Genomic DNA, 24,375 nt, shown 5'->3' with positions numbered 1-24,375 from the left:
ATGTGCTCTAGAGTAATAACGCTGCATCGATAGGATGAAATTGAGATGCGGAATCCCTTAAGGATTTAGCCGTTAGGGTAGGTACGCCATAGACTTGGGTTTCAACGCCATATTTTTGATGAATTTTTTGCAGTAATAAATCGAAATCACCATCACCAGACAGCAAGATCACTGAATCCACTTCACCCGCGGCTTCCATAATATCTATGGTGATCCCTACATCCCAGTCGCCTTTGGCCGAACCATCGCTGCGCTGAATAAACGGTTTTAGCTTTACCTCAAAACCGATATGCTTTAACGCGTCTTGAAATTTTAATTGACCATCGTCGCCCTTGTGGATGGCATAAGCCACGGCCAATACAATATCGCCCTCATAACCTAAGTGTTGCCACAATTTACGATAGTTAAACTGGCGGCCATAGGCTTCACGGCAGGTGTAATAGATGTTCTGCACATCGACAAATAAAGCTATTCTTTTCAATAGAGTGTCCCACCTTGGTTGAGAAAATCACTATAACATACAAATATAATTACAAAGGCTAAGGGAGCATTTATCACTTGGATCCGTCTGCAGATATAAACTAAGCATATGCACTTGGCATTGTTTACTCAAAAATTTGCAGGGCGTTAAGACTCTAAGCCAAAAAAAAGCCAAGGCATCAATACCTTGGCTTTATGACATCACAGCGGTTTACATTTTAGGCATGAGCTCCTGCTGTTTCGCTGCCTCTTGCGCCGCTAATTCTTGGGCTTTAATTGCCGCGTCTAGCTTAGCTTCAACATAACCTGGGGAATGGGTCGCTGCTGAAATTAATCGATACATAGCAGGGATAACGAGTAGGGTTACAAAGGTGGCAAATGCCATACCAAAGAACACCACAGTACCCACGGCAATACGGCTTTCTGAACCTGCACCGGTTGAAAATATTAACGGTACCGCGCCAATTAATGTCGTAAAGGCAGTCATGAGAATAGGCCGTAACCGGCGTGATGAGGCGTCGATAATGGCTTTATCGAGTTCAAAGCCTCTGTCACGTAATTGGTTAGCAAACTCGACAATTAAAATACCGTTTTTGGTCACCATGCCAATCAACATGATCATGCCTATCTGGCTGTAGATGTTAATCCCTTGGCTGGTAATCAGCAGGCCTAAAAAACCACCGAATATGCCCATGGGCACAGTAAACATCACCACTAATGGGTTGATAAAACTCTCAAATTGCGCTGCTAGTACTAAATAAGCCACCAACAAGGCTAAACCAAATACAATAAAGATACTGCTCTGGTTTTCTTTAAAATCTTTAGACTCACCCGTATAACCAATCGAAATATCTTTAGGTAACAACTCGATAGATTTATTTTCGAGAAACGTTAAGGATTCCCCTAAGGTGTAGCCTTCACTGATATTGGCTTTAAGGGTGATAGATTTTTGTTTATTGGTGTGGCTTAGTCTTTGCGCCGAGGCGATTTCTTCAATATGGGTAACGGTATCGAGGGTGATGAGCTCACCTTTGCCTGAGCGCATATAAATCTGGCTTAAGTCACCGACATTGTTGAAACTGTTTTCATCACCGCGTAAATACACATCGTATTCTTCACCGCGATCGACATAGGTAGTTTCTGTACGGCCACCCAGCATGACTTCTAAGGTTTGTGACACGTCATCCACACTGATCCCAAGCTCTGCTGCGCGCTCTTTATCGACAGTTACAATCAGTTCTGGTGTGGTTTCGGCGTAGTCTAAATCAGCGCCTTCCATCATGGGGCTGGCGTTGGCTTCTTCTTTTAATACCTGCGCCCATTTAAACAATTCAGCGTAATCAGAGCCGCCGAGTACAAACTGTACGGGTTCACTCGATTGGCCTCTAAAGCCGGGCATCATAGGGCGGACCATCACATCGGGAATATCTTTTAAAGCTTTACTCACAATGCCGAGGGCTTGCGGAGCCGTAACATCACGATTTTCCCAATCTTCTAACTGCATGATGACGAAACCAGTTTGATCGCCGGCACGGCCACCAAACGCGGGGGCTTGCACGCTAAAAGAGCGCAGTACGCCTTGTCCCAATAATGGCATAAGCCTGTCTTCGACTATGTCCATATTGGCGGTCATACGGTTATAACTGGTGCCTTCAGCTCCTTTAACAAAGGCATATAATACGCCGCGATCTTCCTGTGGTGCGAGTTGCGCCGGTACTTGTTGCATTAACCAAGCACTACCACCAATACAGGCGAGGATGACCAAAGGCGCGAGTAGACGTAGTTTAATCGCCTTGGTTACCGCCACGCGATAGACTCTTTCCATGCGGGCAAAACCACTGTCAACCCAGCGGTTAAAACGATTGGGTTTGACGTTGGCCTTTAGTAGTTTACTGCTGAGTACCGGTGTAAGCGTTAAAGCCACAAGGGATGAAAACAATACTGAAACTGCTAGCATCACCGAAAACTCGGTAAATAGCAGGCCGACCATGCCATCCATAAAGGAAATCGGTAGAAACACCATGACCAATACTGCCGTGGTTGCAACAACGGCAAAGCCAACTTCACGGGTACCTTTATAGGCTGCGAGTAAGGGCTCTTCGCCTTTTTCTATATGGTGAAAAATGTTCTCAACCACCACAATTGCATCATCGACCACCAGTCCAATTGAGAGGATTAATGCCATTAATGTGAGCAAGTTAATCGAGTAACCTAACATATTGGCGGCGATAAACGCCGAGATTAACGAGACAGGGACTGTGACCGCAGGGATTAAGGTCGCCCGTGCTTGCCCGATAAAGATATACAGCACCAGTACAACCAAAGCACCCGTCACATAGAGGGTGCTATAAACCTCATTAATGGACCGGTCAATAAATACAGTTGAATCAAAGTCGACAATAAGGTTCGTGCCTTCCGGTAGAAAGTCCTGTACCCGTTCCACTTCTTTATGCACTTCTTGGGCGACGAGTAGCGGGTTGGCATCGGATTGAGAAATAATGCCTAAGCTGATGTTAACTATACCATCGCTTTTAAAGGTAGAGTTTTCGTTTTGTGCACCAATGGCAACATCGGCAACATCTTTTAAATAAATGGGTGTGCCATCACTTGCGGTGCGAACAACCAGATAGTCAAAATCCTTTGCTGTGTAATATAAGCGTTTAGTGCGCACCGACATTACCGTGGTGTCGTTGCGTACTTGGCCGCCGGGTGTCTCAATATTTTCTTTACGCAGAGCGTTGGTGATATCAGTTACGGTAACATTGCGCCCCGCCATTTGCTCGGGTCTGAGCTTGACGTACATCACCTTATACAAACCGCCGGAAATACTAATAGAACTTACGCCACTGATAAGACTAAATCTGTCTTCTAATACACGTTGGGCATAGTCGGTTAATTGCGTGCGATCCATGACGCTCGAGCTTAAGTTTACATAGACAGAGGGCTCGCCGGAGCCGTTGTCCTTTGAGACGATAGGATCGTTAGCATCCTCAGGTAGTCGGCGCTGGGCGCGGGCTACCGCATCACGCACGTCACTGACCCCTTCAGTTAAGTTCCAACCAAGGAGAAATTGGACTGTGATACGCGAACTTCCATTACGGGTAGTTGAAGTGATTTCGTCGATACCACTGATGCCGGTTAATTCATCTTCTAGGGTCTTAGTAATTTGGCTTTCCATAATGGCCGCTGATGCACCCGAGTAACTGGTGCTGATAGTGACCACAGGGCTTTCGACGTCGGGCATTTCCCGTATCGACAGTTTAGTGAACGATACGATACCAAATACGCACAGCAGTAAGCTTAAAACGATGGCAACGACGGGGCGTTTAACTGAAACATCGGACAGCCACATTATTTAGTCTCCGCAGCTTTAGTGCCTGAAAGTTCGGCGGTATTTGAGGGGGTAGCGGCATTGGCTGATGTTTTGGTATCAAGCGTCACTTCATTAATAAGTAAGCCATCGCGCATATTCACCAGACCTTGCACCACCACTTTATCTCCGACGTTTAACCCTTTTTCAATTAAGACTTGGTTGTCGATACGTGCGCCGAGCGTCACTTCGGTGCGGTGAGCAATATGATCGGCAGTTACTACGTATACATAGCGTTTAGTTCCTGAGTATTCAAGCGCTTGTACCGGCACCATAGGCGCTGAAATCGCGGGGAAGGTGATAGTCGATGACATCATCATGCCCGGTTTTAAGCGATTATTAGGATTATCAAATTGCACTCGCACTTTAAGGTTTAAGGTTTCTTCATTAACACGGGGATCAATGGCGACAACTTTGCCGGCAAAGGTTTCACCTGTCCAAGCACGGCTGGTCGCCGACACTTGCATGCCAATACTCAACTGCGACAAAAAATGCTCTGGCACTTGTAGGTCAAGGCGCATGCTGGATAGGTCATCCAAAGACATTAGCTCAGTCCCCACGCTAACCATTTTGCCTTCGCTGAAATTAATCAAACCTGTGTTACCTGCAAACGGCGCTGTGAGGTAGTGATAATGTAAATCAGCTTGGGTTGAGGCTAAACGAGCTTGCGCGATATCGACACTGGCTTTTTGGGCATCAATCTCGGTTTGGGTAATGGCGTTGCGGCTAATGAGTTTTTGAAATTCTGTGAGTTTACGTTTTTCATCATTGAGAAAAGCATTAGCCTCAGCCACTGCTGCTTGGGCTTTAATATCGTCGAGTTCGATGAGTAACTGACCTTTTTTTACCGCTTGGTTTGAGGTCACCGCGATTTGTTTAATCTTACCTGTCACCTGCGGCGCTATGATCACTGCGCGCTCGGCAGCAAGCTTGCCTATTAATGAAACGGATTGTGCCAGCGGATATTCAATCACTTCCCCCGTGACCACTGGGACGGTGCGCATTAAATGTGCTGCACTTTCTGGTTTAGCCGCTTGCAGGACATCACTGAAACTCACTACAGTGGTGATAACTGCAAGCAGGGCAATGGCAATAATGGTTTTTTTCATTGTAATTATTATCTCGTGCAAAGGCAGTTAAAAAAGACGATCGCTCTAATGCCGCTATTCTAGTGAATAACGTCTGCGAGTTGGGTAAAAGTTTGTAAATTTTAGCGAACGAAAATGAAAGAAATTGTGTTTTTAGGCATTAAACGCCATAAAACGTCTATTTAGCCACCTTTGGACAGCTGATTATGAATACCGTTATGGGCGGTACTCGGGAGAAATTTTAATGATGGGCTGGATAGGCTTTTTTTCGATAGGAGGTTGAACGGTATCATGTTGAGAATATTGGCTTAATATTTCAGCTAAACGACCATCTTTACACATACTCCCTAGACCTTTATTAAACTCAGCGACCAGTTGCGAGTGGTCGGCTACCGCTAACGAAATACCTAAGTGGAACACTTCATTTGGATATTAAGATGAGTGCATGTTGAGAGCCATTTAGATTTAGAACTATGCCGATTTAGAGCCATGCAGATGAGAACTCTACAGATTTAGAACCATGGTGGGCGCCCGTTTTACCCTTGCTCATTCATGCCTTATTGCCCTCGCTTATTCATGCATTAGGGCATTCACGTTTTAGGGCAAAAGATATTAGTGAGGCAGGTTATAGTGAAACCTGCTCACCCTGATACAGACCGCGTGTGAGTTTGCCTGCGTCGATAAACAAGAGTTCACCGGATTGACCATTCTTAATACTGCTATCTATCGCAATGATTTTATTGTGATAGAGACCAAGCACTTGTTCCTGCGATGTGTGTCCAACGACAATATGCTCGACCTTGAAATAGCTCAGAATGCTATCGATATCCGACTCTTTCAGTTCATCTTTAAAGTAGCCACGATACCAAGTCGGACCATTGGTAAAAAACAGAAAGTTGAGTAAATCATCTTGCTTCAAATCGGCTTTTTTATCATCTAAATGCTGACGAAATAGTTGGTTAGCATCGCTGATATGTAATTTACGCTCGACCCATTCAGGACTGATGCCGCCATGCATAAACAAGATATTATTGATTTTGACTAAGGTGTGTTTGCTGCGAAGCCACTGGCCTATTTCAGTGTCTTTATTATAGAGCGCATCGTAGCTACGAGTGAGTAAGTCAGCCGAAACTTGATAACGTTCATTGACGTAACGTAAATCACCGCGAAACACCATTTGCTCATGGTTGCCCATGAGTAGATGTAAGCGTCCACCTGCAGCTTGAGCTTCTTGATCTAAGGCATATAAAAACCACAATACTTCATTGACCTGATGACCACGGTCAAACATGTCTCCCGTCATCACCATATGACCGTCACCAAAGGTCCAGTGGTTATTTTTGTCGATAATCTTATGGGCTTTTAGCAAGTTAATCATCACATCAAATTGGCCATGCACATCGCTAAGGGCGACAATTTTGCTGACATGAGTAAAGGTGTCTGGCTCAACCGTGACAGCTTGTGTATGAAGGTGCGGTTGGGGTAATTCACCGCAACTGGCAGGGCGAGTTAACTGCGCCTTCGCAATCTGCGTTTGTTTTAGCTCGCTTTGGCAAATCCAATAGGCCGTGTCTTTTTGAGCATCGTTTAAAAACACATAAGGGCCATCGGTGACACTACTTTCTTGAATGTTTAGTTCTGGCTCGGCATCACTTGCATTGGCCGCCAGAGAGGTAAAAGAGAGTGAGGAGAAAGAGAGTGCGGTGACAAGCCATAACAGGGGCGTGAATTTTCTATGTTGCTTGAGTATCCATTGGCTGGCTCGGCTCAGTCGGGTATTAGAGTGTGTGATGGGGTGAGCCCCGACTGGTATCGAATTGATTCGCATTAGACCGCATCCTTGTTCTTGTTTTAGTTATTCATTCTGTCATTTTAGACACTTGAGTTGATGAGTCTTCGAATGTGTAACTTTACGAAGTTAATCTCAAGCGTTCAACTTCAAACGCTTAATCTCAAGTACTTAATGTCAAGCGCTCAACATATTGAAAACACTAAATCATACGGATAAGGCTTAGGGTCGACAAGTCGCGATGCGGGCTAAATTAAACTTGCCCGCCACATTATTTAGTTATTTCATACTTGTATGTCTATAGCTGATGACTGTAGTTGCATGGCATTAAACGTTGCATGCATTGACACTTAAATGGCATTGACGACGGTATGACTATCGACAAACTGTTCGAAACTGACGATTTTGCCGCTGTGTATCTTCCACAAATGGGCGACTCGGGCGCTAAAATACTTGCCCGTTTTGACATAGGTACCTGAATAAGTGCCGAAGGCAAAAACCTTATCGCCTTGGGCGACATAGTCTTCGATATCGACGCGATAGTTATCCCATTCAGTTTCGAGGCGGGCGAACACCTTGGCGGCTATCGCGCTAAAGCCTACGTAAGTGCCCGCATAGGGAAACCCCGCGGCCTCTGTCCAGCGCGCGTCACTCGCTAAGGCATGCTGAAGATTTTTGGCGTTCTCGGCTGAGCTACTTCCCTCATAGGTGCTTTTAACCAGAGCAAGATTCGCATCAGTTTGCCTTGCTGTTTCAATGAGATTTAACTGAGCAGGCTCACTCACTAAAGAGCTTGTTGGAACACTATTAAGCGTTGGCATGATTACGACTCAAACTGTGCTTCAAGATGGCTTAACCACTGGGCGGGTTGGCCATAAAAGCGGTTGATATTAATGGCGGTTATGTTGCCGTCATCATCCTCTATAGCCATTGAAGGGAAGCCTTGGGCACCCATCAGATTCAGTAATGCTCTGGATTCAACAATATGCTCATATAGCTTGTCTTCACCTTGGGCATAATGCTGCGCAAAGCTCATAGGGTCGAGCCCAAGTTCAGCGGCTAACTTTGCCAGATTACCTTCATCACTGGCGCTGTGACCATCGCGGTAATGGGCCAGTTGTACTGAGTGTAGATAGGCCAAACTGTCGCCACCCATAGCATCGACTGCGAGCATGGCTTTAATAGGAGGCGCCGAGTCGAGTACGATTGCGGTATCGCGCAGCAGACCATCAAAATAGTTTTCCCCAAAAGGTTGTCCTGTTAGCTCGGCAATACGCAGATCGTGGGGCATAACATAGTCGCGCCAGTTAGCATCGATTTGTTTACGTCTTGGGCCCGTGAGCATACCGCCGCCGTGGAGCTTAATGGTAAAGCCTGCTTTTGCAGCGGCATCGAGTAAAGGCGCTGCGGCATAACACCAACCACATAAAGGGTCGATAATGGCGTGCAGAGTGCGCTCTTTGGCCGTTGCTGTGCTGCTGGTTGTGCTAGTTGGATGAGGTGTTGGCTGAGTCATAGTATTAAACCTTTTGGCTTAAGTTCGTCGCGACATTAGCGACTTAAGCCCTTTGAGAACATCGATTAAAATCGTTAGTTTGGTACCGTTATTTAGGTGCAGTCATTTAGCTAAAAAAATGGCACGCAATCGAACACGTGCCTGTCTTTAACTGTTTGCACTTAACTATCTTTTACACCTAACTAGCTGTCCCTTATCGCTAAGATATTAGTACTGGGCTTACATAGGCCAGGTCATTTCGCCCATGTAAACTTTGGCGCTGATTTCAAGCCCTGCATCGGCTGGCATTTGTGGGTATAGCGCCAGCATCTTTTGGATTAATTCGGCTGAATCTTTCGAGGCTTTTGCTGCGACTTCAAAGGCTTTTACATATTCACGGGTAAAACCGATGGCGCGGGTATCAAATCGCGCTTCGCCTAAATAGTGCCCTGGGATCACTGTGGTCGGCAGCAGTTTTTCCATCGCATCTAAATGAGTTAACCATTCCTGACGCTCTGCGGTAGTTTGAGTGTCAGCCATCCAAACATGCGTGTTATCAAATACTTCTACGCCACCTGTAATGGTTTTTGCCGATGGCACCCACAGGAAAGTGTGTTTAGGGTGTTTATCATTAAAACCTTTGATAATCACTTGCTCACCGTTGATAGTGAAAGTGTCGCTGTGAATCGCCTTAGGTAACACTAATTCGCTTGGCGCATTATCTTTTAAAATCGGCCCCCAGTAGGCGAGTTTGCCTTCCATTGAGGCTTTAATGGCATCGATTGTGGTTTGAGTCGCGACGATTTGTACATCGGGGAAATTCTTTTTAATCACGGCTAAGCCGAAATAGAAATCAGGATCGCTATGGCTGATATACACCTGAGTCAGCTTTTTACCGCTGGCCTTAATGGTATCAACCAAGGTTTGGGCATCGTTATTTTGAAATTGCGCATCGACTAGCATCATTTCGTGTTCGCCGCTGATAAAGCTCGATGACACGGCAAAGATGCTGTTTTCGCCCGGATTAAAATGGCTCACTTGCAATGGTGCAGCATTGACCACGCCGAGTCCCGCTAGCAGTAAGGTAGCGGCTAGGCTGATGTTAGACGAGGCCTTCAATGTGGCGTTAACTGTGTTGCGTATAGCATAGGTCGATGTGTTCATTTTTGGCTCACTTATAGTCACAAGATGAAAGAGTAAAAAGGTTCGATTTAGCATTCATTGATTTGCAGCTGCTGCAAAAAGTGAGTTAAGTATAGGTTGCAATAATCAATAGATAAATGCGAGTATCTGCCCATGTTTGTTGCATTAATCGGACGAATAGCCGGATGTACTATTAGTTATTATTCATGTGGGGCGCGAGTATGTGAGTGAGCCTTCGAGTGATTGAAAGTGAGTGATTAAACGTTATTGATTGAACGTGAGTGGAGATAAATCATGGATAGACTCGAAGCGGCTAAGGTGTTTGTGACTATTGTTGAGCGCGGCAGCATGGTAAGCGCCGCCAATGCTTTAGATATGTCGCGTTCTATGGTGACCCGTTACTTGAGCGAAATGGAAGAATGGTCCGGTGCTAGGTTGCTGCATCGCTCGACGCGTAGCCTCAGCTTAACGCCAGCGGGTGAGCAAGTGTTGGATTATTGCCATCGACTGCTCGAATTGGCTAATGAAGTGCCTGCGGTGAGTCATGCCGCTGTGGCGATTCCGCGCGGCTTGTTGCGTATTAGCTGCTCCCAGTTTTTGGCGCATCAGATTTTAGCGCCCGTGGTGCGCCAATACTTAGCCAGTTATCCGCAGGCGAGTGTGAATTTCCACGTGAGCAGCCAAACCGTCGATCTGGTCGCCGAGCGGATTGATCTGGCTATTCGCATCACCAATGAACTCGATCCCAATCTTATCGCAAGGCGCTTAGGTGAATGCGAATCTGTGGTGTGCGCCGCACCGAGTTATCTTGCAGCGCGCGCCGCCGTGCTGCATCCCGAGGATTTAACTCAGCATAACTGTTTAACCTATTCTTATTTTGGCGATGTGATGTGGCGCTTTTATAAAACCGATGTAGGGGCGAAACAGGCTCAAGCGTTGAACTCCGATCCTAAGTCAAACCAAGGCCAGGCGTTTAATGTGCCTGTGAATGGTAATTTCAGCGCCAATGATTCCATGGTGGTGCTTAATGCCACGCTGGCTGGTGAGGGAATTGCTATGCAGCCGGTTTGGGCGGCGAAACCCTATTTAGACTCGGGTCAGCTAGTGCCTTTATTAACTGAGTTTACACCTCAGTCCCTCGGTGTATATGGAGTGTATCAATCACGCAAACACATGCAGCCTGCACTTAGGGTAATGATGGATATGCTGGTGGCCTATTTTGCTAGTTTGAAATAGTGCTAGTTTGAAACAGTGCTAGTTTGAAATAGTGCTAGTTTGAAATAGTGCCAGTTTAAAATAGTGTTAGCTTGAAATAGTGCCAAAGCTTGCGGCACTTATAGCGTAACGGGATGCCATAAAAAAGGAGCTTAACCCTTTCGAGTTAAACTCCTCAGATACATGCTTGACTAGATTCTAGATTCTAGATTCTAGATTCTAGATCTACTTAATCATCCGCTTGTATTTCAAGCGGTGTGGCTCAACCACATCGGCGCCATAGGTGTTCTTCAACCATGCCGAGTATTCTGTGTAGTTACCTTCGTAGAAGTTCACTTGACCTTCGTCGCGATAATCCAGAATGTGGGTCGCGATACGGTCGAGGAACCAACGGTCATGCGAAATCACCATAGCGCAACCTGGGAATTCCAGAATCGCTTCTTCCAGTGCGCGCAGGGTTTCAACGTCTAAATCGTTGGTGGGTTCGTCGAGTAATAAGACGTTACCGCCTGCTTGCAGCAGTTTGGCTAAATGTACTCGGTTACGCTCACCACCAGACAAGGTGCCGATGACTTTTTGCTGATCGCCACCACGGAAGTTGAAGCGGCCTACATAGGCACGGCTCGGGATTTCCATGTTATTGATACGCATGATGTCTTGACCACCGGAGATTTCTTCCCAAATGGTGTTCTTATCATTCATTGAATCGCGGAACTGCTCAACTGATGCCAATTGCACTGTTTCACCCAGCTCAATGCTGCCGCTGTCAGGCGTTTCAGCGCCGGATAACATGCGGAACAGGGTCGATTTACCCGCGCCGTTGGCGCCGATAATGCCGACGATCGCGCCCTTAGGCACAGAGAACGACAGGTTGTCGATCAAAACGCGGTCACCATAAGATTTAGTCAGGTTATTCACTTCAATAACCTTGTCGCCTAAACGTGGTCCGGGCGGAATAAACAGCTCGTTGGTTTCGTTACGTTTTTGGTAATCGTTAGTGTTCAGTTCTTCAAAGCGCGCCATACGGGCCTTGCCCTTTGACTGGCGGCCTTTCGCACCTTGACGTACCCATTCCAATTCCTTGGCAATGGTCTTTTGGCGAGCGCTTTCGGTGGCAGATTCTTGCTTCAGACGGGCATCTTTCTGCTCAAGCCATGAAGAATAGTTACCTTCCCACGGAATACCTTCACCGCGGTCGAGTTCTAAAATCCAGCCAGCGGCATTGTCGAGGAAGTATCTGTCGTGGGTAATCGCGACCACAGTACCAGCATATTCCTGCAGGAAGTGCTCAAGCCACGCCACAGATTCAGCATCCAAGTGGTTGGTGGGTTCGTCCAGTAACAGCATTTCTGGTTTTTCAAGCAGCAAGCGACAAATCGCCACGCGGCGACGTTCACCACCGGATAATACTTCGATTTTCTCATCCCAATCTGGCAGACGCAGGGCGTTGGCGGCGCGCTCAAGGACGTACTCTAAGTTATGGGCATCTTGGGCTTGGATAATGGCTTCGAGTTCGCCTTGCTCTTTTGCAAGGGCGTCGAAATCGGCATCCGGCTCGGCGTAGGCGGCATAAACGGCATCGAGGCGAGTCAGGGCATTTTTTGCCTCTGCTACCGCTTCTTCAATCGCTTCACGCACGGTTTGATTCGGATCGAGTTTAGGTTCCTGCGGCAGGTAACCGATTTTCAATCCCGGCATTGGGCGCGCTTCACCTTCAATTTCGGTGTCAATACCCGCCATAATGCGCAGTAGTGTCGACTTACCTGAACCGTTGAGGCCGAGTACGCCAATTTTGGCGCCGGGGAAAAAGCTTAAAGAAATATCTTTAAGGATCTGCTTCTTAGGCGGAACAATTTTACCCACCCGCAGCATGCTGTAAACAAACTGAGCCATTTTTCTCTATCTTAAGTGACTAATGATGCGGCTAATTCTACTCGATTGCGCGCCGAACTCAACTCGACAATGAGCCAAGTTCAAGCACTCTCTGCAGGAATTTCATGTTTCAAATACTGGGATTGTGACCGCGTTCCGAGTAGAATACCGCGCAACCCTACCTATAAGAATTGGCAGCTGGAGTAAGCAATGCTGAAAAAAGATATGAATATCGCAGATTATGATCCGGAACTGTTTAAGGCAATTCAGAATGAAACTCTGCGTCAAGAAGAGCATATTGAGCTGATTGCTTCTGAAAACTACACCAGTCCACGCGTGATGGAAGCGCAAGGTTCACAGTTAACCAATAAGTACGCTGAAGGCTATCCAGGCAAGCGTTACTACGGTGGTTGTGAGTATGTGGACGTAGTTGAAACCTTAGCGATTGAACGTGCGAAAGAACTGTTTGGCGCAACTTACGCTAACGTACAACCTCATTCAGGTTCACAGGCAAACAGCGCGGTTTACATGGCATTGTTAAAACCTGGCGATACCGTACTGGGCATGAACTTAGCCCACGGTGGTCACTTGACCCACGGTTCACCGGTTAACTTCTCTGGCAAACTGTACAACATCATTCCTTACGGTATCGACGAGTCAGGTAAAATTGACTACGACGAAATGGAACGTCTGGCCGTAGAACATAAGCCTAAGATGATGATCGGCGGTTTCTCTGCCTATTCTGGTATCGTTGACTGGGCAAAAATGCGTGAAATTGCAGATAAAATAGGTGCTTACCTATTTGTCGACATGGCGCACGTTGCCGGTCTTATCGCTGCGGGCGTTTATCCAAATCCAGTACCACACGCACACGTTGTGACTTCAACGACTCACAAAACCTTAGCCGGTCCTCGTGGTGGTGTGATCCTGTCTGCTGCTGACGATGAAGACTTGTACAAGAAGTTGAATTCAGCGGTATTCCCAGGTGGTCAAGGTGGCCCATTAATGCACGTTATCGCCGGTAAAGCGGTTGCGTTCAAAGAAGCCCTAGAGCCAGAATTTAAAGTGTACCAACAGCAAGTGGTTAATAACGCTAAAGCGATGGTTGAAGTGTTCCTTGAGCGCGGTTACAAAATCGTCTCTGGCGGAACCAGTAACCACTTAATGTTAGTTGATCTGATTGGTCGTGACTTAACCGGTAAAGAAGCCGATGCCGCCTTAGGTAGCGCTAACATTACCGTGAACAAAAACTCAGTACCAAACGATCCACGTTCACCCTTTGTGACCTCAGGTGTGCGTATCGGTACGCCAGCGATTACGCGTCGCGGCTTTAAAGAAGCAGAATCAAAAGAACTGACAGGTTGGATTTGTGACATCCTCGATGATGCCCATAACCCTGCCGTGATTGAGCGTGTGAAAGGCCAAGTGTTGGCACTGTGCGCACGTTTCCCTGTTTACGGCTAATTTGCCCGTCATCTACGCTTAATTAGATGACAGGCTGAGATCGACTACTGAGACTTATATTTAGCATCAGGTACTTAACATTAGGTACTTAGCGCTAGGTACTTACATCAGGTAGTTAACCTCAGCCCATAAATAGGATAAAATCCCATGGCCGCATCTAGCGGCCATTTTTATTGGTAAAATCTTAGGCCTAAATCAATTGAGTTTGGCTGATACTTAGCAAACAAGGCTATTTACGGCTTTATCTTTATCTACAGGCAGGAGGTTCAATGTATTGTCCATTTTGCAGCGCGACAGATACTAAAGTTATCGATTCCCGTTTAGTGGCAGAAGGCCATCAAGTGCGCCGTCGCCGAGAATGCACCGAATGCCATGAGAGATTTACCACTTTTGAAGGCGCTGAGTTAGTGATGCCGCGGGTGATTAAGCGCGATGGTTCACGCCAACCCTTCGATGAAGAAAAACTCCAAGGTGGCATGCTGCGTGCCGTTGAAAAACGCCCCGTGTCTATGGATGAAATTGAACAAGCGCTCAGTAAAATCAAATCGACCCTGCGCGCGACAGGTGAGCGAGAAGTGCCGTCAGAAATGGTTGGTAACTTGATGATGGAGCAATTAATGACGCTCGATAAAGTAGCATATATACGCTTTGCTTCTGTGTATCGCGCCTTTGAAGATGTATCCGAATTTGGCGAAGCGATAGCCAAACTGCAAAAGTAGTTATTCAGCTTTGCAGCCTTTAGGTTAGGCGTTTGGTCACATAGATTTGAAAGATGGCTTTTATTAAATAGCTTTAACAGACTGATTTTATTAGCAAGGTGAAAGACGAAACCTTTAACAATAGGGTTAAACATGAGCTTGAACATAAGTTGGTCGGTGCTGGATATTCAAATGATGAGCCGCGCGATTCAATTGGCGCGCAAAGGCTTTTACACCACGAGACCTAATCCCAGTGTGGGCTGCGTTATTGTTAAAGATAACCACATTGTCGGCGAAGGTTATCATCAAAAAGCGGGAGAGCCCCACGCTGAAGTCCATGCGCTGCGTATGGCGGGTGAAGAAGCACGCGGCGCAACGGCTTATGTGACTTTAGAGCCCTGTAGCCATTATGGCCGCACGCCGCCCTGCGCCTTAGCGCTGATCAATATTGGCGTTAAGCGTGTGGTGGTAGCGGTGGAAGATGCTAATCCACAAGTCGGTGGGCGCGGTATTCAAATGCTACGCGACGCTGGCATCGAGGTTGATGTCGGCTTACATCGCCATGAAGCTTATGCTTTAAATGCGGGCTTTATGAAACGTATGGAATTAGGACTGCCAAGAGTTACAGTCAAATTAGCGGCAAGTCTTGATGGTAAAACAGCACTGTCTAACGGTGTATCTAAATGGATCACTGGCCCTGAATCACGCCGCGACGTGCAGCGCTTACGCTTACGTGCTTGCGCGCTGGTAACGGGGATTGAAACCATACTGGCGGACGACCCTTCGCTCAATGTGCGTTATCAAGAGCTGGGCAGTTTAAAAGACAGGGTAACTGAGGCGCAATTACTACAGCCATTAAGAGTGATACTCGACAGTCGTGCCCGTTTGCCGTCAACAGCCGCTTTTTTGTCTATCGCATCGCCAATATTGTTGGTGTCGACCGTGGCATATCCCGCAGCGTTTCAAACACAATTGCCCTCCCATGTGAGTTGCCTTGTGTTACCGGCAATGGCAGGTCGCGTGTCATTACCTGATCTATTACGCTATTTAGGCCAAAGTTGTAATCAAGTGCTGGTGGAAGCGGGTGCAACCTTAGCGGGCGCGTTTTTAGCGCAGGGGCTGGCCGATGAGTTAGTGCTATACCAAGCGATGAAAATCCTCGGTGGGCAAGGGCGTAATTTATTACAATTGCCCGATTATCAAACCATGGCGCAAATTCCGGTATTAACCGTGGTCGATGAGCGTAAATTAGGGCCAGATACCCGTTTGACCTTGAGCCTTATGCCAGATCCCTCTTTATCTAACTAAGTGAGTTAACCATGTTTACTGGGATTATTGAAGCCGTTGGCACCCTGCGCAAACTGGAGCGTAAAGGCGATGATATTCGTCTTACCGTGGCGAGCGGCAAATTGGATTTAAACGATGTACGCTTAGGCGACAGTATTGCTACTAATGGCGTGTGCCTAACAGTGGTGCAGCAATTAGCTGACGGTTATGTGGCTGATGTCTCAGCCGAAACTGTAAGCCTAACGGGTTTTGCGAACTATAAAGTAGGCTCTAAGGTTAATCTAGAAAAAGCCGTCACCCCTACTACGCGTTTAGGGGGACACATGGTCAGTGGCCATGTGGACGGTATTGCTACGGTTGAGCAGCGTCTTGTTCGCGGTCAAGCCATTGAGTTTTGGTTAGCGGCACCCGCAGAGTTAGGGCGCTATATTGCCCATAAAGGTTCGATCACCATTGATGGCGTGAGCCTAACGGTGAATGAAGTTGACGGCAGTCGTTTTCGCTTAACCATAGTGCCGCATACCGCAGGAGAAACCACCTTAATTAGCCTGCAAGCGGGTGATAAGGTGAATATCGAAGTAGATTTAATTGCCCGTTATCTTGAGCGCTTGATGAATTACGATGGTAAAGACAACAAGAGCGGTGGCGTAACGATGGACATGTTAGCCCGTGCCGGCTTTGTGCGTTAGTGCACTGGCAATCGTACTGCTAAGGTGTAAAATTTCATAACAACAGCAAAATCATAAGGTCCTACAATGGCGCTGCACAGTATAGAAGAGATCATCGAAGATATTCGTCAAGGTAAAATGGTTATTTTGATGGATGACGAAGATAGAGAAAACGAAGGTGATTTGATCATGGCGGCCGAAATGGTAACGCCAGAAGCAATTAATTTTATGGCGAAATATGGCCGTGGATTGATTTGTCAAACGATGACTAAAGCCCGTTGTCAGCAATTGAATCTGCCTTTAATGGTGACAAACAATAACGCCCAGTTCTCGACTAACTTTACTGTGTCTATTGAAGCGGCGACAGGTGTCACTACGGGTATTTCGGCCCACGATCGCGCTGTAACAGTCAAAGCGGCTGTCGCTAAAGAGGCTAAAGCGTCTGATTTAGTGCAACCTGGGCATATCTTTCCGTTAATGGCACAAGATGGCGGCGTATTAACCCGTGCAGGCCACACTGAAGCCGGTTGTGATTTAGCCCGTCTTGCGGGACTTGAGCCATCGGGCGTTATCGTTGAGATTTTGAACGAAGACGGCACCATGGCACGTCGCCCAGATTTAGAGGTTTTCTCTGAGTTGCACGGTATTAAAATTGGTACTATCGCGGCATTAATTGAATATCGCAATACCCAAGAAACCACGGTTGTGCGTGAGGCTAAATGCAAGTTACCCACCCGTTTCGGTGAGTTCGATATGGTGACCTTTAGAGACACCATCGACAATCAACTGCATTTTGCCTTAGTCAAAGGTGAGGTGAAGAGTGATTGTTTGGTGCGCGTGCATCTGCAAAACACCTTCAACGATTTACTCCATTCAGAGCGCGATCAGCAACGCAGCTGGCCCCTCGAAAAGGCGATGGAGCGTATTTCTGCAGAAGGTGGCGTATTGGTTTTATTAGGGAATCAAGAACATCCCTGTGAAATCCTCTCTAAGGTGAAAGCCTTTGAAGCCGAAGATCAAGGCCAAGCGCCTGCTTCTGCAAAATGGCAGGGGACTTCGCGCCGTGTTGGTGTGGGTTCGCAAATCCTCGCTAGCCTTGGCGTGACTAAGATGCGCCTGCTCAGCTCGCCTAAACGTTACCATTCACTTTCGGGCTTTGGCCTTGAAGTGACCGAGTATGTGGCGGACTAAAACCCAAAGTTACACTGAAGTAAAATTAACAATTTCTGATAATTTGCATAGGGCTCTGGGCAATGGGCTGTGATATCATGTCGCCACTTTTCGCCCCGAGCTGGGTGCTTTAGCTAAATTAGGTAAGATAATGAACGTAGTTCAAGGTAATATCGAAGCGAAAAATGCCAAAGTTGCGATTGTAATTTCGCGTTTCAACAGCTTTTTAGTTGAGAGCTTGCTTGAAGGTGCACTTGACACGCTGAAACGTTTTGGCCAAGTCAGCGACGACAATATCACTGTTGTCCGTGTACCTGGTGCGGTTGAGTTGCCGCTAGCTGCGCGTCGCGTAGCTGCCAGTGGTAAATTCGACGGTATTATCGCATTAGGTGCGGTGATCCGTGGTGGTACTCCTCATTTTGATTTTGTTGCAGGCGAATGTAATAAAGGGCTAGCTCAAGTTGCTTTAGAATTTGATCTGCCTGTTGCTTTCGGTGTTTTGACCACAGATACCATAGAACAAGCGATTGAACGTTCAGGTACCAAAGCGGGTAACAAAGGCGGCGAAGCTGCTCTAAGCCTGCTTGAAATGGTCAATGTTCTGCAAGAACTTGAACAACAGTTGTTATAGTAGGAAAAATAATGAAGCCTTCTGAGCGCCGCAAGGCCCGCCGTTTAGCCGTTCAAGCCATTTATTCATGGCAACTAAGCGGGAATAATATTGCCGATGTCGAGCATGAGTTTTTAACTGAACAAAGTCTCGACGGTGTTGATGTAGCTTATTTTCGTGAGCTATTTTCAGGCGTTGCAACGAAGAAAACTCAATTGGATGATCTGATCATCCCGCATCTGGAACGCCCGATTGATGAAGTGTCTCCAGTTGAGAAAGCCATTGTTCGCTTAGCGACCTATGAGCTGACTTTCCGCAAAGATGTGCCGTATAAGGTTGCGATTAACGAAGCGATCGAATTGGCGAAATCTTTCGGTGCGGACGAGAGCCATAAGTTTGTGAACGGACTGCTCGACAAACTGGTTGCACGTAAGTAACAAAGACAAACGGTATCTTAGGATACCGTTTTTCATTGCTAACAAAGGTGGCCGATGTGAGTCGTGCCAAACTGTACAGTGAAAGAATTCCAATTAATTGAATGTTATTTTAGCAATCGCGGCCCCACTCGCCGTGATGTCAAGCTAGGCATCGGCGACGATTGCGCTTTAGTGCAACCGGCAGAAAATAAGTCGATTGCTATCTCCTGTGACACCTTAGTCGAAAATGTCCATTTCTTCCCCGATATGCCTCCAGCTGCCTTAGGTTACAAAGCCTTAGCGGTAAATTTATCTGATTTGGCAGCCATGGGCGCAGAGCCCGCATGGATGACGCTTGCTTTAACGCTGCCTGACGTCGATGAAACTTGGCTCAGTGGTTTTAGCGAGGGTTTATTTGAAGCCGCCGATTACTATGGCATTGCTTTGATTGGTGGCGATACTACTCGCGGTCCACGCGCGATTAATATTACCGTGCACGGCCAGGTTCCGCAGGGTAAGGCCCTCACGCGACATGGTGCTAAAGCGGGTGACTGGATTTATGTCACTGGCACGCTTGGCGATTCAGCTCTAGGTCTAGATATTATCCGAGGCGCTCAACAAGCTAGCGCAGAAAACAAAGCATTTCTTGTCAATCGTCATTATTGTCCGACACCAAGAGTGTTAGCGGGCCAAGCGTTACGATCGTTAGCCTCTAGTGCGATTGATCTTTCTGACGGTTTGATTTCAGATATTAGCCATATTCTTAAAGCTGCAGCGGTAGGAGCGATTGTTGATGTTAATTGCATTCCGTTATCACAGGCGATGAGAGAGACTGTGAGTGAGGAGCAAGCCCTGGGCTATGCACTGACGGGCGGCGAAGATTATGAATTGCTGTTTACGGTGCCAGAGTCCCAAAAAGGCGCTCTTGAAACAACGTTGAACCATACGGGGACTAAATTTGTCCGTGTAGGACAAATTTGTGCCGGCAGTAAACTCAAATTACAACTCAATGGTGAGCCCTTTACCCCACCATATTACGGTTTCGAGCACTTTTAAGCGAAGATCATGTTCATGAAATGGTTGTCAAAGGATAAGGCGTTAACTCGTCTGTCATTAAAGAACCCTGTGCATTTTTTAGCACTCGGTTTTGGTAGTGGACTCGCCGCTAAAGCGCCCGGCACTTTCGGTACCTTGGCAGCAATTCCCCTGTATTTGCTTATGGCGCCATTACCGCTGACTTGGTATCTCGGTCTAACCTTAATCAGTGTCTTAGCAGGATTTTATATTTGTGGTAAAGCCGCAAATGACATGGGTGTACACGATCATGGTGCCATTGTGTGGGATGAAGTGGCTGGGCTACTAATCACTATGATAGCAGCGCCAGCAGGCTGGGTTTGGCTATTAGTCGGGTTTGGTCTATTTCGCTTTTTCGATATCATTAAGCCTTGGCCGATTCGTTGGCTCGATGCCAAAGTTGAAGGCGGTTTTGGCATTATGATTGATGATGTTTTAGCCGGCGTGTTTGCCTTTATTTGTTTGCAAGGGCTAGTGTGGTGTTTTAGCTAACAGCTAGCCCTTTGTTTTGATGTCAATTTAGTTCTTTCGTCGTGTTATCCCAGACTCTCTTTTTTCCAACTATTGCAGCAGTTCTCTAGCGTTTGCGAGGGTATTGCTGGTGATAGTATCGCCGCCTAATAGTCTGGCGAGTTCTTGTATGCGCTGCTCACGATCGAGTGACTTCATGGTTGTTTCAGTGCTGCCCGCTTTATTAAACTTATCGACAAACATATGTTGGTGTCCATTGCCTGCAACTTGGGGTAAGTGAGTTACGCACAATACTTGGGTCGACTCGCCTAAGCTACGTAACATACGGCCAACCACTGCGGCGGTTGGGCCAGAGATACCCACATCTACCTCATCAAAAATCAACGTTGGTGTGGCGACTTTTTTCGCCGTAATAACTTGAATACCTAAGCCTATTCGTGAAAGTTCACCGCCTGAAGCCACCTTAGAAATGGGTTGTAAAGGCTGGCCTGGGTTAGTTGTCACCATAAATTCGATATTGTCACTGCCATTGATGGACATCTGCTCTGGGTGGAAATTGACTTCGATAGTAAATTTTCCCTTGGGCATATTCAGTTCGTGGATTGACTGAGTAACGAGTTTATCAAGCTCTTTGGCATATCTTGCGCGGCTTTGGCTTAGCTTTTGTGCATTGCTAAGATAAGCGGCTCTGCTGGCATCGACTTGTAACTGAATTTCTTCGAGTTTGCTTTGATCGCTGTCTAAGGTGCTCAGCTCTGCTTTTAATGACAAATGATGTTCGGCCAGTTTATTTGGGCTGACATGATGCTTACGCGCCAGTTGCATGGCTTTTGATAACCGTTCTTCTAAATAGGCAAAGTGGGTTGGATCGAGTTCAAGCTTACTCAAATAGTGCTGTAATTCACCAGCACTTTCTTGTACTTGGATCAGTGCATCATTCAGCATAGTGCTGATATTACTTAATGCCGGATCGTAGCTTTGCAAATCTTCGGCGAGGGAAACGACTCGGTTGAGTAGTGATTCTATATTGCTCTCTTCGGCTTCAGTGAGTATGTCTAAGCTTGCCTGACAGGTATCAATCAACTCAGTACCATTGGCCAGACGTTTGTGCTCTTGCTCAATTTCATCAAACTCATCGACTTTAAGATCAAACTCATCGAGTTCTTCTACTTGATATTGCACTAATTGCTTACGGGCAATACGTTCATGCTGAGAAGCTTCCAGTTGCTTTAGGTCAGCCTCAATTTGTTTGCAGCGTTGAAAGCTGGTGCCGACCGTATCGATGAGCAATCTGTGGTTGGCATAACTGTCAAGCAGGGTGAGTTGATGTTCACTCTTTAACATCGCATGGTGCGCATGTTGGCCGTGAATACCGATAAGCAACTGACCCAGTAATTTGAGTTGTGTCAGTGGTACTGGATTACCATTGATGTAGGCGCGTGAACGGCCATCGCTACCAATCGTTCGACGTAGGATGCACTCATCATCTAGTTCAAGATCGTTATCTTCTAACCAACGTTTGGCCAGTGGAATATCATCCAAAGAAAAGCGCGCACTGACCTCTGTTTTATTGGCTCCGGGGCGAATACTGCTGGCATCGGCGCGATTGCCTAGGCACAGGCCTAGCGCATCGATGGCAATCGATTTACCTGCACCGGTTTCACCTGTGATGCTGGTCATACCGGGGCGAAAATCCAGTTCTAAAAAACGGACGATAGCGAAGTTATTAATGCTGAGTTGGCAAAGCATAGTGAATTCCTGTCGAAAAACATACCAAACCACTGTATTGATAAACAGTATATACTGATTTTATATACAGTAAAGTGGCTTGGGTAAATAATCGTCATTATCGGCAGTAAATATTTTTAATTTACTGATTATGCGTAGGTTCTTACTAAGCTTTCTAAGATAGGCAAACTGATGAAAGTGACTAAGGTGCCAAATAGAATGCCCTGAGCACTGGTTGAAGCCTGAGTATTATAGCGCTGGGCGAGCAAGTAAACGCTCGCCGCAGTGGGCAGTGCGCTCAAGATCACGCCCATGATTAGGTAGTCGCCGCTCACGCCAAAACGGGTAAGCATAAAGTAGACGAGTACCGGTTGGACAACTAGCTTGAAGAGGTTGATAAGGCTGAGTTCTATAACGTTTTTAAGACTAAATACCTTGCTATCTTTTTGGTAGCGCATGGCTTTGGCGAGTACCATGCCGATAGCAAATAGTGCACAAGGGCTTGAGGTATTGCCTATCTGCTGGATCATCAGCGCGAGTCCTGAGGGCAAATTTATTTCTAACGCTGAAATACCCACGCCAATTAAGCTGCCTATTACAATAGGATTTTTACCTATCGCCATTGCTATGATTATCAAAGCGTGGTGTTGTCTTTGCGTATTTGTCGCCAGTTCCATTGACACTAAAGCCACAGCAAACATCAGCACAGATAATAAGCTGGCAATTGCCGCCGCGACTAAAGCACTTTGTTGTTGCGGGAACAGAATGATAAGCAGCGGGATACCAATAAAAGCCGTATTACCGAAGGTGGCATTCAGTGCTCGAATGGCGGCAATAGCATGCTGTTGAGGATTAACTATCAGCGAAAGCCCAAGACAAATAAGATAAGTGATGACCATAGCTGTGCTGTAGCCGGCAATAAATCCCCATTGTAAAATCTCGTTAATCGGTTGTTGAGCAAGGGCGATAAGCATGATTGCAGGGAAGGCAATATAATAAACATACTGGTTTAACACTTGATCCGTATCCACGGGCAAGAGTTTTATTTTTTGTACCAGCGTGCCGAGCAACATGATCCCGAATACGGCAAACAGAGGGGTTAAAATCGTCATTCCCTCACTCATCCTTACAATTAAATGGTGATAAACTCACTGCGGTTATTTTTACTGGCGCATTAATTCTTAATCGCTATATTGCAGTATTTGATTTTTTGTCTGTTACGCTAAATCCAAAGTGAGTGCCAGAGCAGCAAAACTTGCTACAAAATAACATATCATTTTAGCGCAAAGCTATTGCGCTATGGTCGTAGAAGTAATAATTTGCCGTTTAAAACACAATTACTTAGCCATTTAATCACTTAATGAACTTGATCAGCTGCTACTGTTTCCCTGAGTGCCCTAAGCGGCCGTTATTAAAAAAGAGGACATGAAATGCGTGATGACTTAGGGGCTGAACTCCAACTTATTTATCTTTTTGTCCACTTAGTCAATGCGGGCAGTTTTTCGTTGGCAGCGAAGGATTTAGACATGCCCATCGCCACTGTCAGTCGTAAATTAGCTAAGTTGGAGGAGAAACTCGATAAGCAGCTCTTTATGCGCAGCACCCGTAAACTGCGATTGACTGAAGAGGGGCTTGCGCTATTTAAGCGCTACCAGAGTGTGGTGACTCAATTTGATGAATTAAGTGGCCTAGGCAGCGATAAACTTGAGGGAACCTTACGTATCGCAGCGCCAATTTCGATTATTTCTATCGTCTTTATTAAAGCCTTAAATGAATTTGGCCGTTTGTACCCCGATATCAATTTGCATATTTCCCAGAGCAATGAGTTAGTGGATTTAATTGATAAAGGTATTGATGTGGCGATTGTTGGTGGGGCGCAGCCCGATTCCTCTTGGGTTTCCAGTACCTTAGGTGAGCTCGATTATTGCTTGTTCGCCACGCCTGAATATTTAGCTCAGTCACCTAAACTTGAGCATCCTAATGATCTTGAGGCCCATCAACTGATTAAAGTTTGGCCCTTATTTAATTGGCATCTAAAGCATGCAAACGGTGACTCTTTTTATTTTAATGGTTCGACTAAGTTAACCTTAACAGATTTACACGGGGCGATTCAGGCTACATTGGATCATGGCGGTATTTTGTATGGCCCAGAACTCTTTGTTAAACAGCAGATTAAAGATGGGCTGCTAAAAGTGTTATTACCCGAATGGGTGGGAGAGCAGAGACGAATTTCGATTTTGTATCATCAGCGCAGTCAACAGCCACTCAAGGTAAGAGTCTTTATCGAGTTTATGCAGTCAAAGGCACCAGAGTTATTTTCTATGTGTTAAGAATGTA

Annotated in this window: 21 protein-coding genes and 1 pseudogene; 11 read left to right on the top strand and 11 right to left on the bottom strand. The window is 46.4% G+C overall.

Going from position 1 to position 24,375, the window contains the following annotated elements; all coding sequences use genetic code 11:
* Positions 1-7: 7 nt before the first annotated feature.
* From ACRN9H_RS04260 to ACRN9H_RS04225, 8 genes and pseudogenes are all read right to left on the bottom strand, one after another.
* Positions 8-481 (bottom strand): NYN domain-containing protein, encoded by a 474-nt coding sequence (locus ACRN9H_RS04260; protein ID WP_220773339.1) that lies wholly within the window; start codon positions 479-481, stop codon positions 8-10.
* Between the two features lie 210 nt (positions 482-691).
* Complete coding sequence (locus tag ACRN9H_RS04255) at positions 692-3,832, bottom strand: multidrug efflux RND transporter permease subunit (RefSeq protein WP_432312597.1); 3,141 nt, start codon at positions 3,830-3,832, stop codon at positions 692-694.
* Complete coding sequence (locus ACRN9H_RS04250) at positions 3,832-4,959, bottom strand: efflux RND transporter periplasmic adaptor subunit (RefSeq protein ID WP_432312596.1); 1,128 nt, start codon at positions 4,957-4,959, stop codon at positions 3,832-3,834. The genes ACRN9H_RS04255 and ACRN9H_RS04250 overlap by 1 nt, the downstream gene beginning before the upstream one ends.
* A 195-nt stretch (positions 4,960-5,154) precedes the next feature.
* A pseudogene (locus ACRN9H_RS04245) lies at positions 5,155-5,361 on the bottom strand (hypothetical protein); the annotation flags it as partial.
* 202 nt (positions 5,362-5,563) lie between these two features.
* Complete coding sequence (locus ACRN9H_RS04240) at positions 5,564-6,766, bottom strand: metallophosphoesterase (RefSeq protein WP_432312595.1); 1,203 nt, start codon at positions 6,764-6,766, stop codon at positions 5,564-5,566.
* Positions 6,767-7,077: 311 nt separating this feature from the next.
* On the bottom strand, positions 7,078-7,548 hold the full coding sequence (locus ACRN9H_RS04235; protein WP_432312594.1) for a nuclear transport factor 2 family protein: 471 nt from the start codon (positions 7,546-7,548) through the stop codon (positions 7,078-7,080).
* 2 nt (positions 7,549-7,550) lie between these two features.
* Entirely contained in the window at positions 7,551-8,243 is a 693-nt protein-coding gene (locus tag ACRN9H_RS04230) for a DsbA family protein (protein ID WP_432312593.1), read from the bottom strand.
* Between the two features lie 219 nt (positions 8,244-8,462).
* Positions 8,463-9,386: an MBL fold metallo-hydrolase gene (locus ACRN9H_RS04225; protein ID WP_432312592.1), complete on the bottom strand. Its 924-nt coding sequence runs from the start codon at positions 9,384-9,386 to the stop codon at positions 8,463-8,465.
* A gap of 273 nt (positions 9,387-9,659) precedes the next feature.
* On the opposite strand from ACRN9H_RS04225, the gene ACRN9H_RS04220 reads away from it, so the two are divergent.
* Positions 9,660-10,601, top strand: a complete 942-nt coding sequence (locus ACRN9H_RS04220; protein WP_432312591.1) for a LysR family transcriptional regulator — start codon at positions 9,660-9,662, stop codon at positions 10,599-10,601.
* A gap of 204 nt (positions 10,602-10,805) precedes the next feature.
* Here the strand turns inward: ACRN9H_RS04220 and ettA are convergent, their stop codons facing one another.
* The gene (gene ettA, locus ACRN9H_RS04215; RefSeq protein ID WP_107948641.1) at positions 10,806-12,473 is read right to left on the bottom strand and encodes an energy-dependent translational throttle protein EttA; all 1,668 of its coding nucleotides are present in this window, start codon (positions 12,471-12,473) and stop codon (positions 10,806-10,808) included.
* Between the two features lie 189 nt (positions 12,474-12,662).
* Between ettA and glyA the strand changes: the two genes are divergently transcribed.
* The 9 genes from glyA (at position 12,663) to ACRN9H_RS04170 (ending at position 20,331) form a co-directional block, all read left to right on the top strand.
* Positions 12,663-13,916 (top strand): serine hydroxymethyltransferase, encoded by a 1,254-nt coding sequence (gene glyA, locus ACRN9H_RS04210; RefSeq protein WP_432312590.1) that lies wholly within the window; start codon positions 12,663-12,665, stop codon positions 13,914-13,916.
* Positions 13,917-14,185: 269 nt separating this feature from the next.
* On the top strand, positions 14,186-14,635 hold the full coding sequence (nrdR, locus tag ACRN9H_RS04205) for a transcriptional regulator NrdR (protein ID WP_076496475.1): 450 nt from the start codon (positions 14,186-14,188) through the stop codon (positions 14,633-14,635).
* Positions 14,636-14,767: 132 nt separating this feature from the next.
* The gene (gene ribD / locus ACRN9H_RS04200; protein WP_432312589.1) at positions 14,768-15,922 is read left to right on the top strand and encodes a bifunctional diaminohydroxyphosphoribosylaminopyrimidine deaminase/5-amino-6-(5-phosphoribosylamino)uracil reductase RibD; all 1,155 of its coding nucleotides are present in this window, start codon (positions 14,768-14,770) and stop codon (positions 15,920-15,922) included.
* Positions 15,923-15,933: 11 nt separating this feature from the next.
* Positions 15,934-16,590 carry a riboflavin synthase gene (locus ACRN9H_RS04195; RefSeq protein ID WP_432312588.1) on the top strand — a complete coding sequence of 219 codons (657 nt, stop codon included), beginning with the start codon at positions 15,934-15,936 and terminating at the stop codon, positions 16,588-16,590.
* Between the two features lie 66 nt (positions 16,591-16,656).
* Complete coding sequence (gene ribBA, locus ACRN9H_RS04190) at positions 16,657-17,760, top strand: bifunctional 3,4-dihydroxy-2-butanone-4-phosphate synthase/GTP cyclohydrolase II (protein WP_432312587.1); 1,104 nt, start codon at positions 16,657-16,659, stop codon at positions 17,758-17,760.
* Between the two features lie 130 nt (positions 17,761-17,890).
* The gene (gene ribH / locus ACRN9H_RS04185; protein ID WP_006082639.1) at positions 17,891-18,370 is read left to right on the top strand and encodes a 6,7-dimethyl-8-ribityllumazine synthase; all 480 of its coding nucleotides are present in this window, start codon (positions 17,891-17,893) and stop codon (positions 18,368-18,370) included.
* 11 nt (positions 18,371-18,381) lie between these two features.
* Positions 18,382-18,786 (top strand): transcription antitermination factor NusB, encoded by a 405-nt coding sequence (nusB, locus tag ACRN9H_RS04180; RefSeq protein WP_076496480.1) that lies wholly within the window; start codon positions 18,382-18,384, stop codon positions 18,784-18,786.
* Positions 18,787-18,864: 78 nt separating this feature from the next.
* Positions 18,865-19,821, top strand: a complete 957-nt coding sequence (gene thiL, locus ACRN9H_RS04175) for a thiamine-phosphate kinase (RefSeq protein WP_432312682.1) — start codon at positions 18,865-18,867, stop codon at positions 19,819-19,821.
* Between the two features lie 15 nt (positions 19,822-19,836).
* Complete coding sequence (locus tag ACRN9H_RS04170) at positions 19,837-20,331, top strand: phosphatidylglycerophosphatase A family protein (RefSeq protein WP_432312586.1); 495 nt, start codon at positions 19,837-19,839, stop codon at positions 20,329-20,331.
* Positions 20,332-20,400: 69 nt separating this feature from the next.
* On the opposite strand, the gene recN is transcribed toward ACRN9H_RS04170, so the two are convergent.
* On the bottom strand, positions 20,401-22,059 hold the full coding sequence (gene recN / locus ACRN9H_RS04165; RefSeq protein ID WP_432312585.1) for a DNA repair protein RecN: 1,659 nt from the start codon (positions 22,057-22,059) through the stop codon (positions 20,401-20,403).
* Between the two features lie 128 nt (positions 22,060-22,187).
* The gene (locus ACRN9H_RS04160) at positions 22,188-23,150 is read right to left on the bottom strand and encodes an AEC family transporter (RefSeq protein ID WP_432312584.1); all 963 of its coding nucleotides are present in this window, start codon (positions 23,148-23,150) and stop codon (positions 22,188-22,190) included.
* 318 nt (positions 23,151-23,468) lie between these two features.
* On the opposite strand from ACRN9H_RS04160, the gene ACRN9H_RS04155 reads away from it, so the two are divergent.
* On the top strand, positions 23,469-24,368 hold the full coding sequence (locus ACRN9H_RS04155; protein WP_263187729.1) for a LysR family transcriptional regulator: 900 nt from the start codon (positions 23,469-23,471) through the stop codon (positions 24,366-24,368).
* The last annotated feature ends 7 nt before the right edge of the window (positions 24,369-24,375 follow it).

The organism is Shewanella sp. MF08487 (assembly GCF_050848685.1).
Taxonomy (GTDB): domain Bacteria; phylum Pseudomonadota; class Gammaproteobacteria; order Enterobacterales; family Shewanellaceae; genus Shewanella; species Shewanella glacialipiscicola.
The sequence above is the reverse complement of the archived record's forward strand: the minus strand, read 5'-3'. Positions and strand labels throughout refer to the sequence as shown.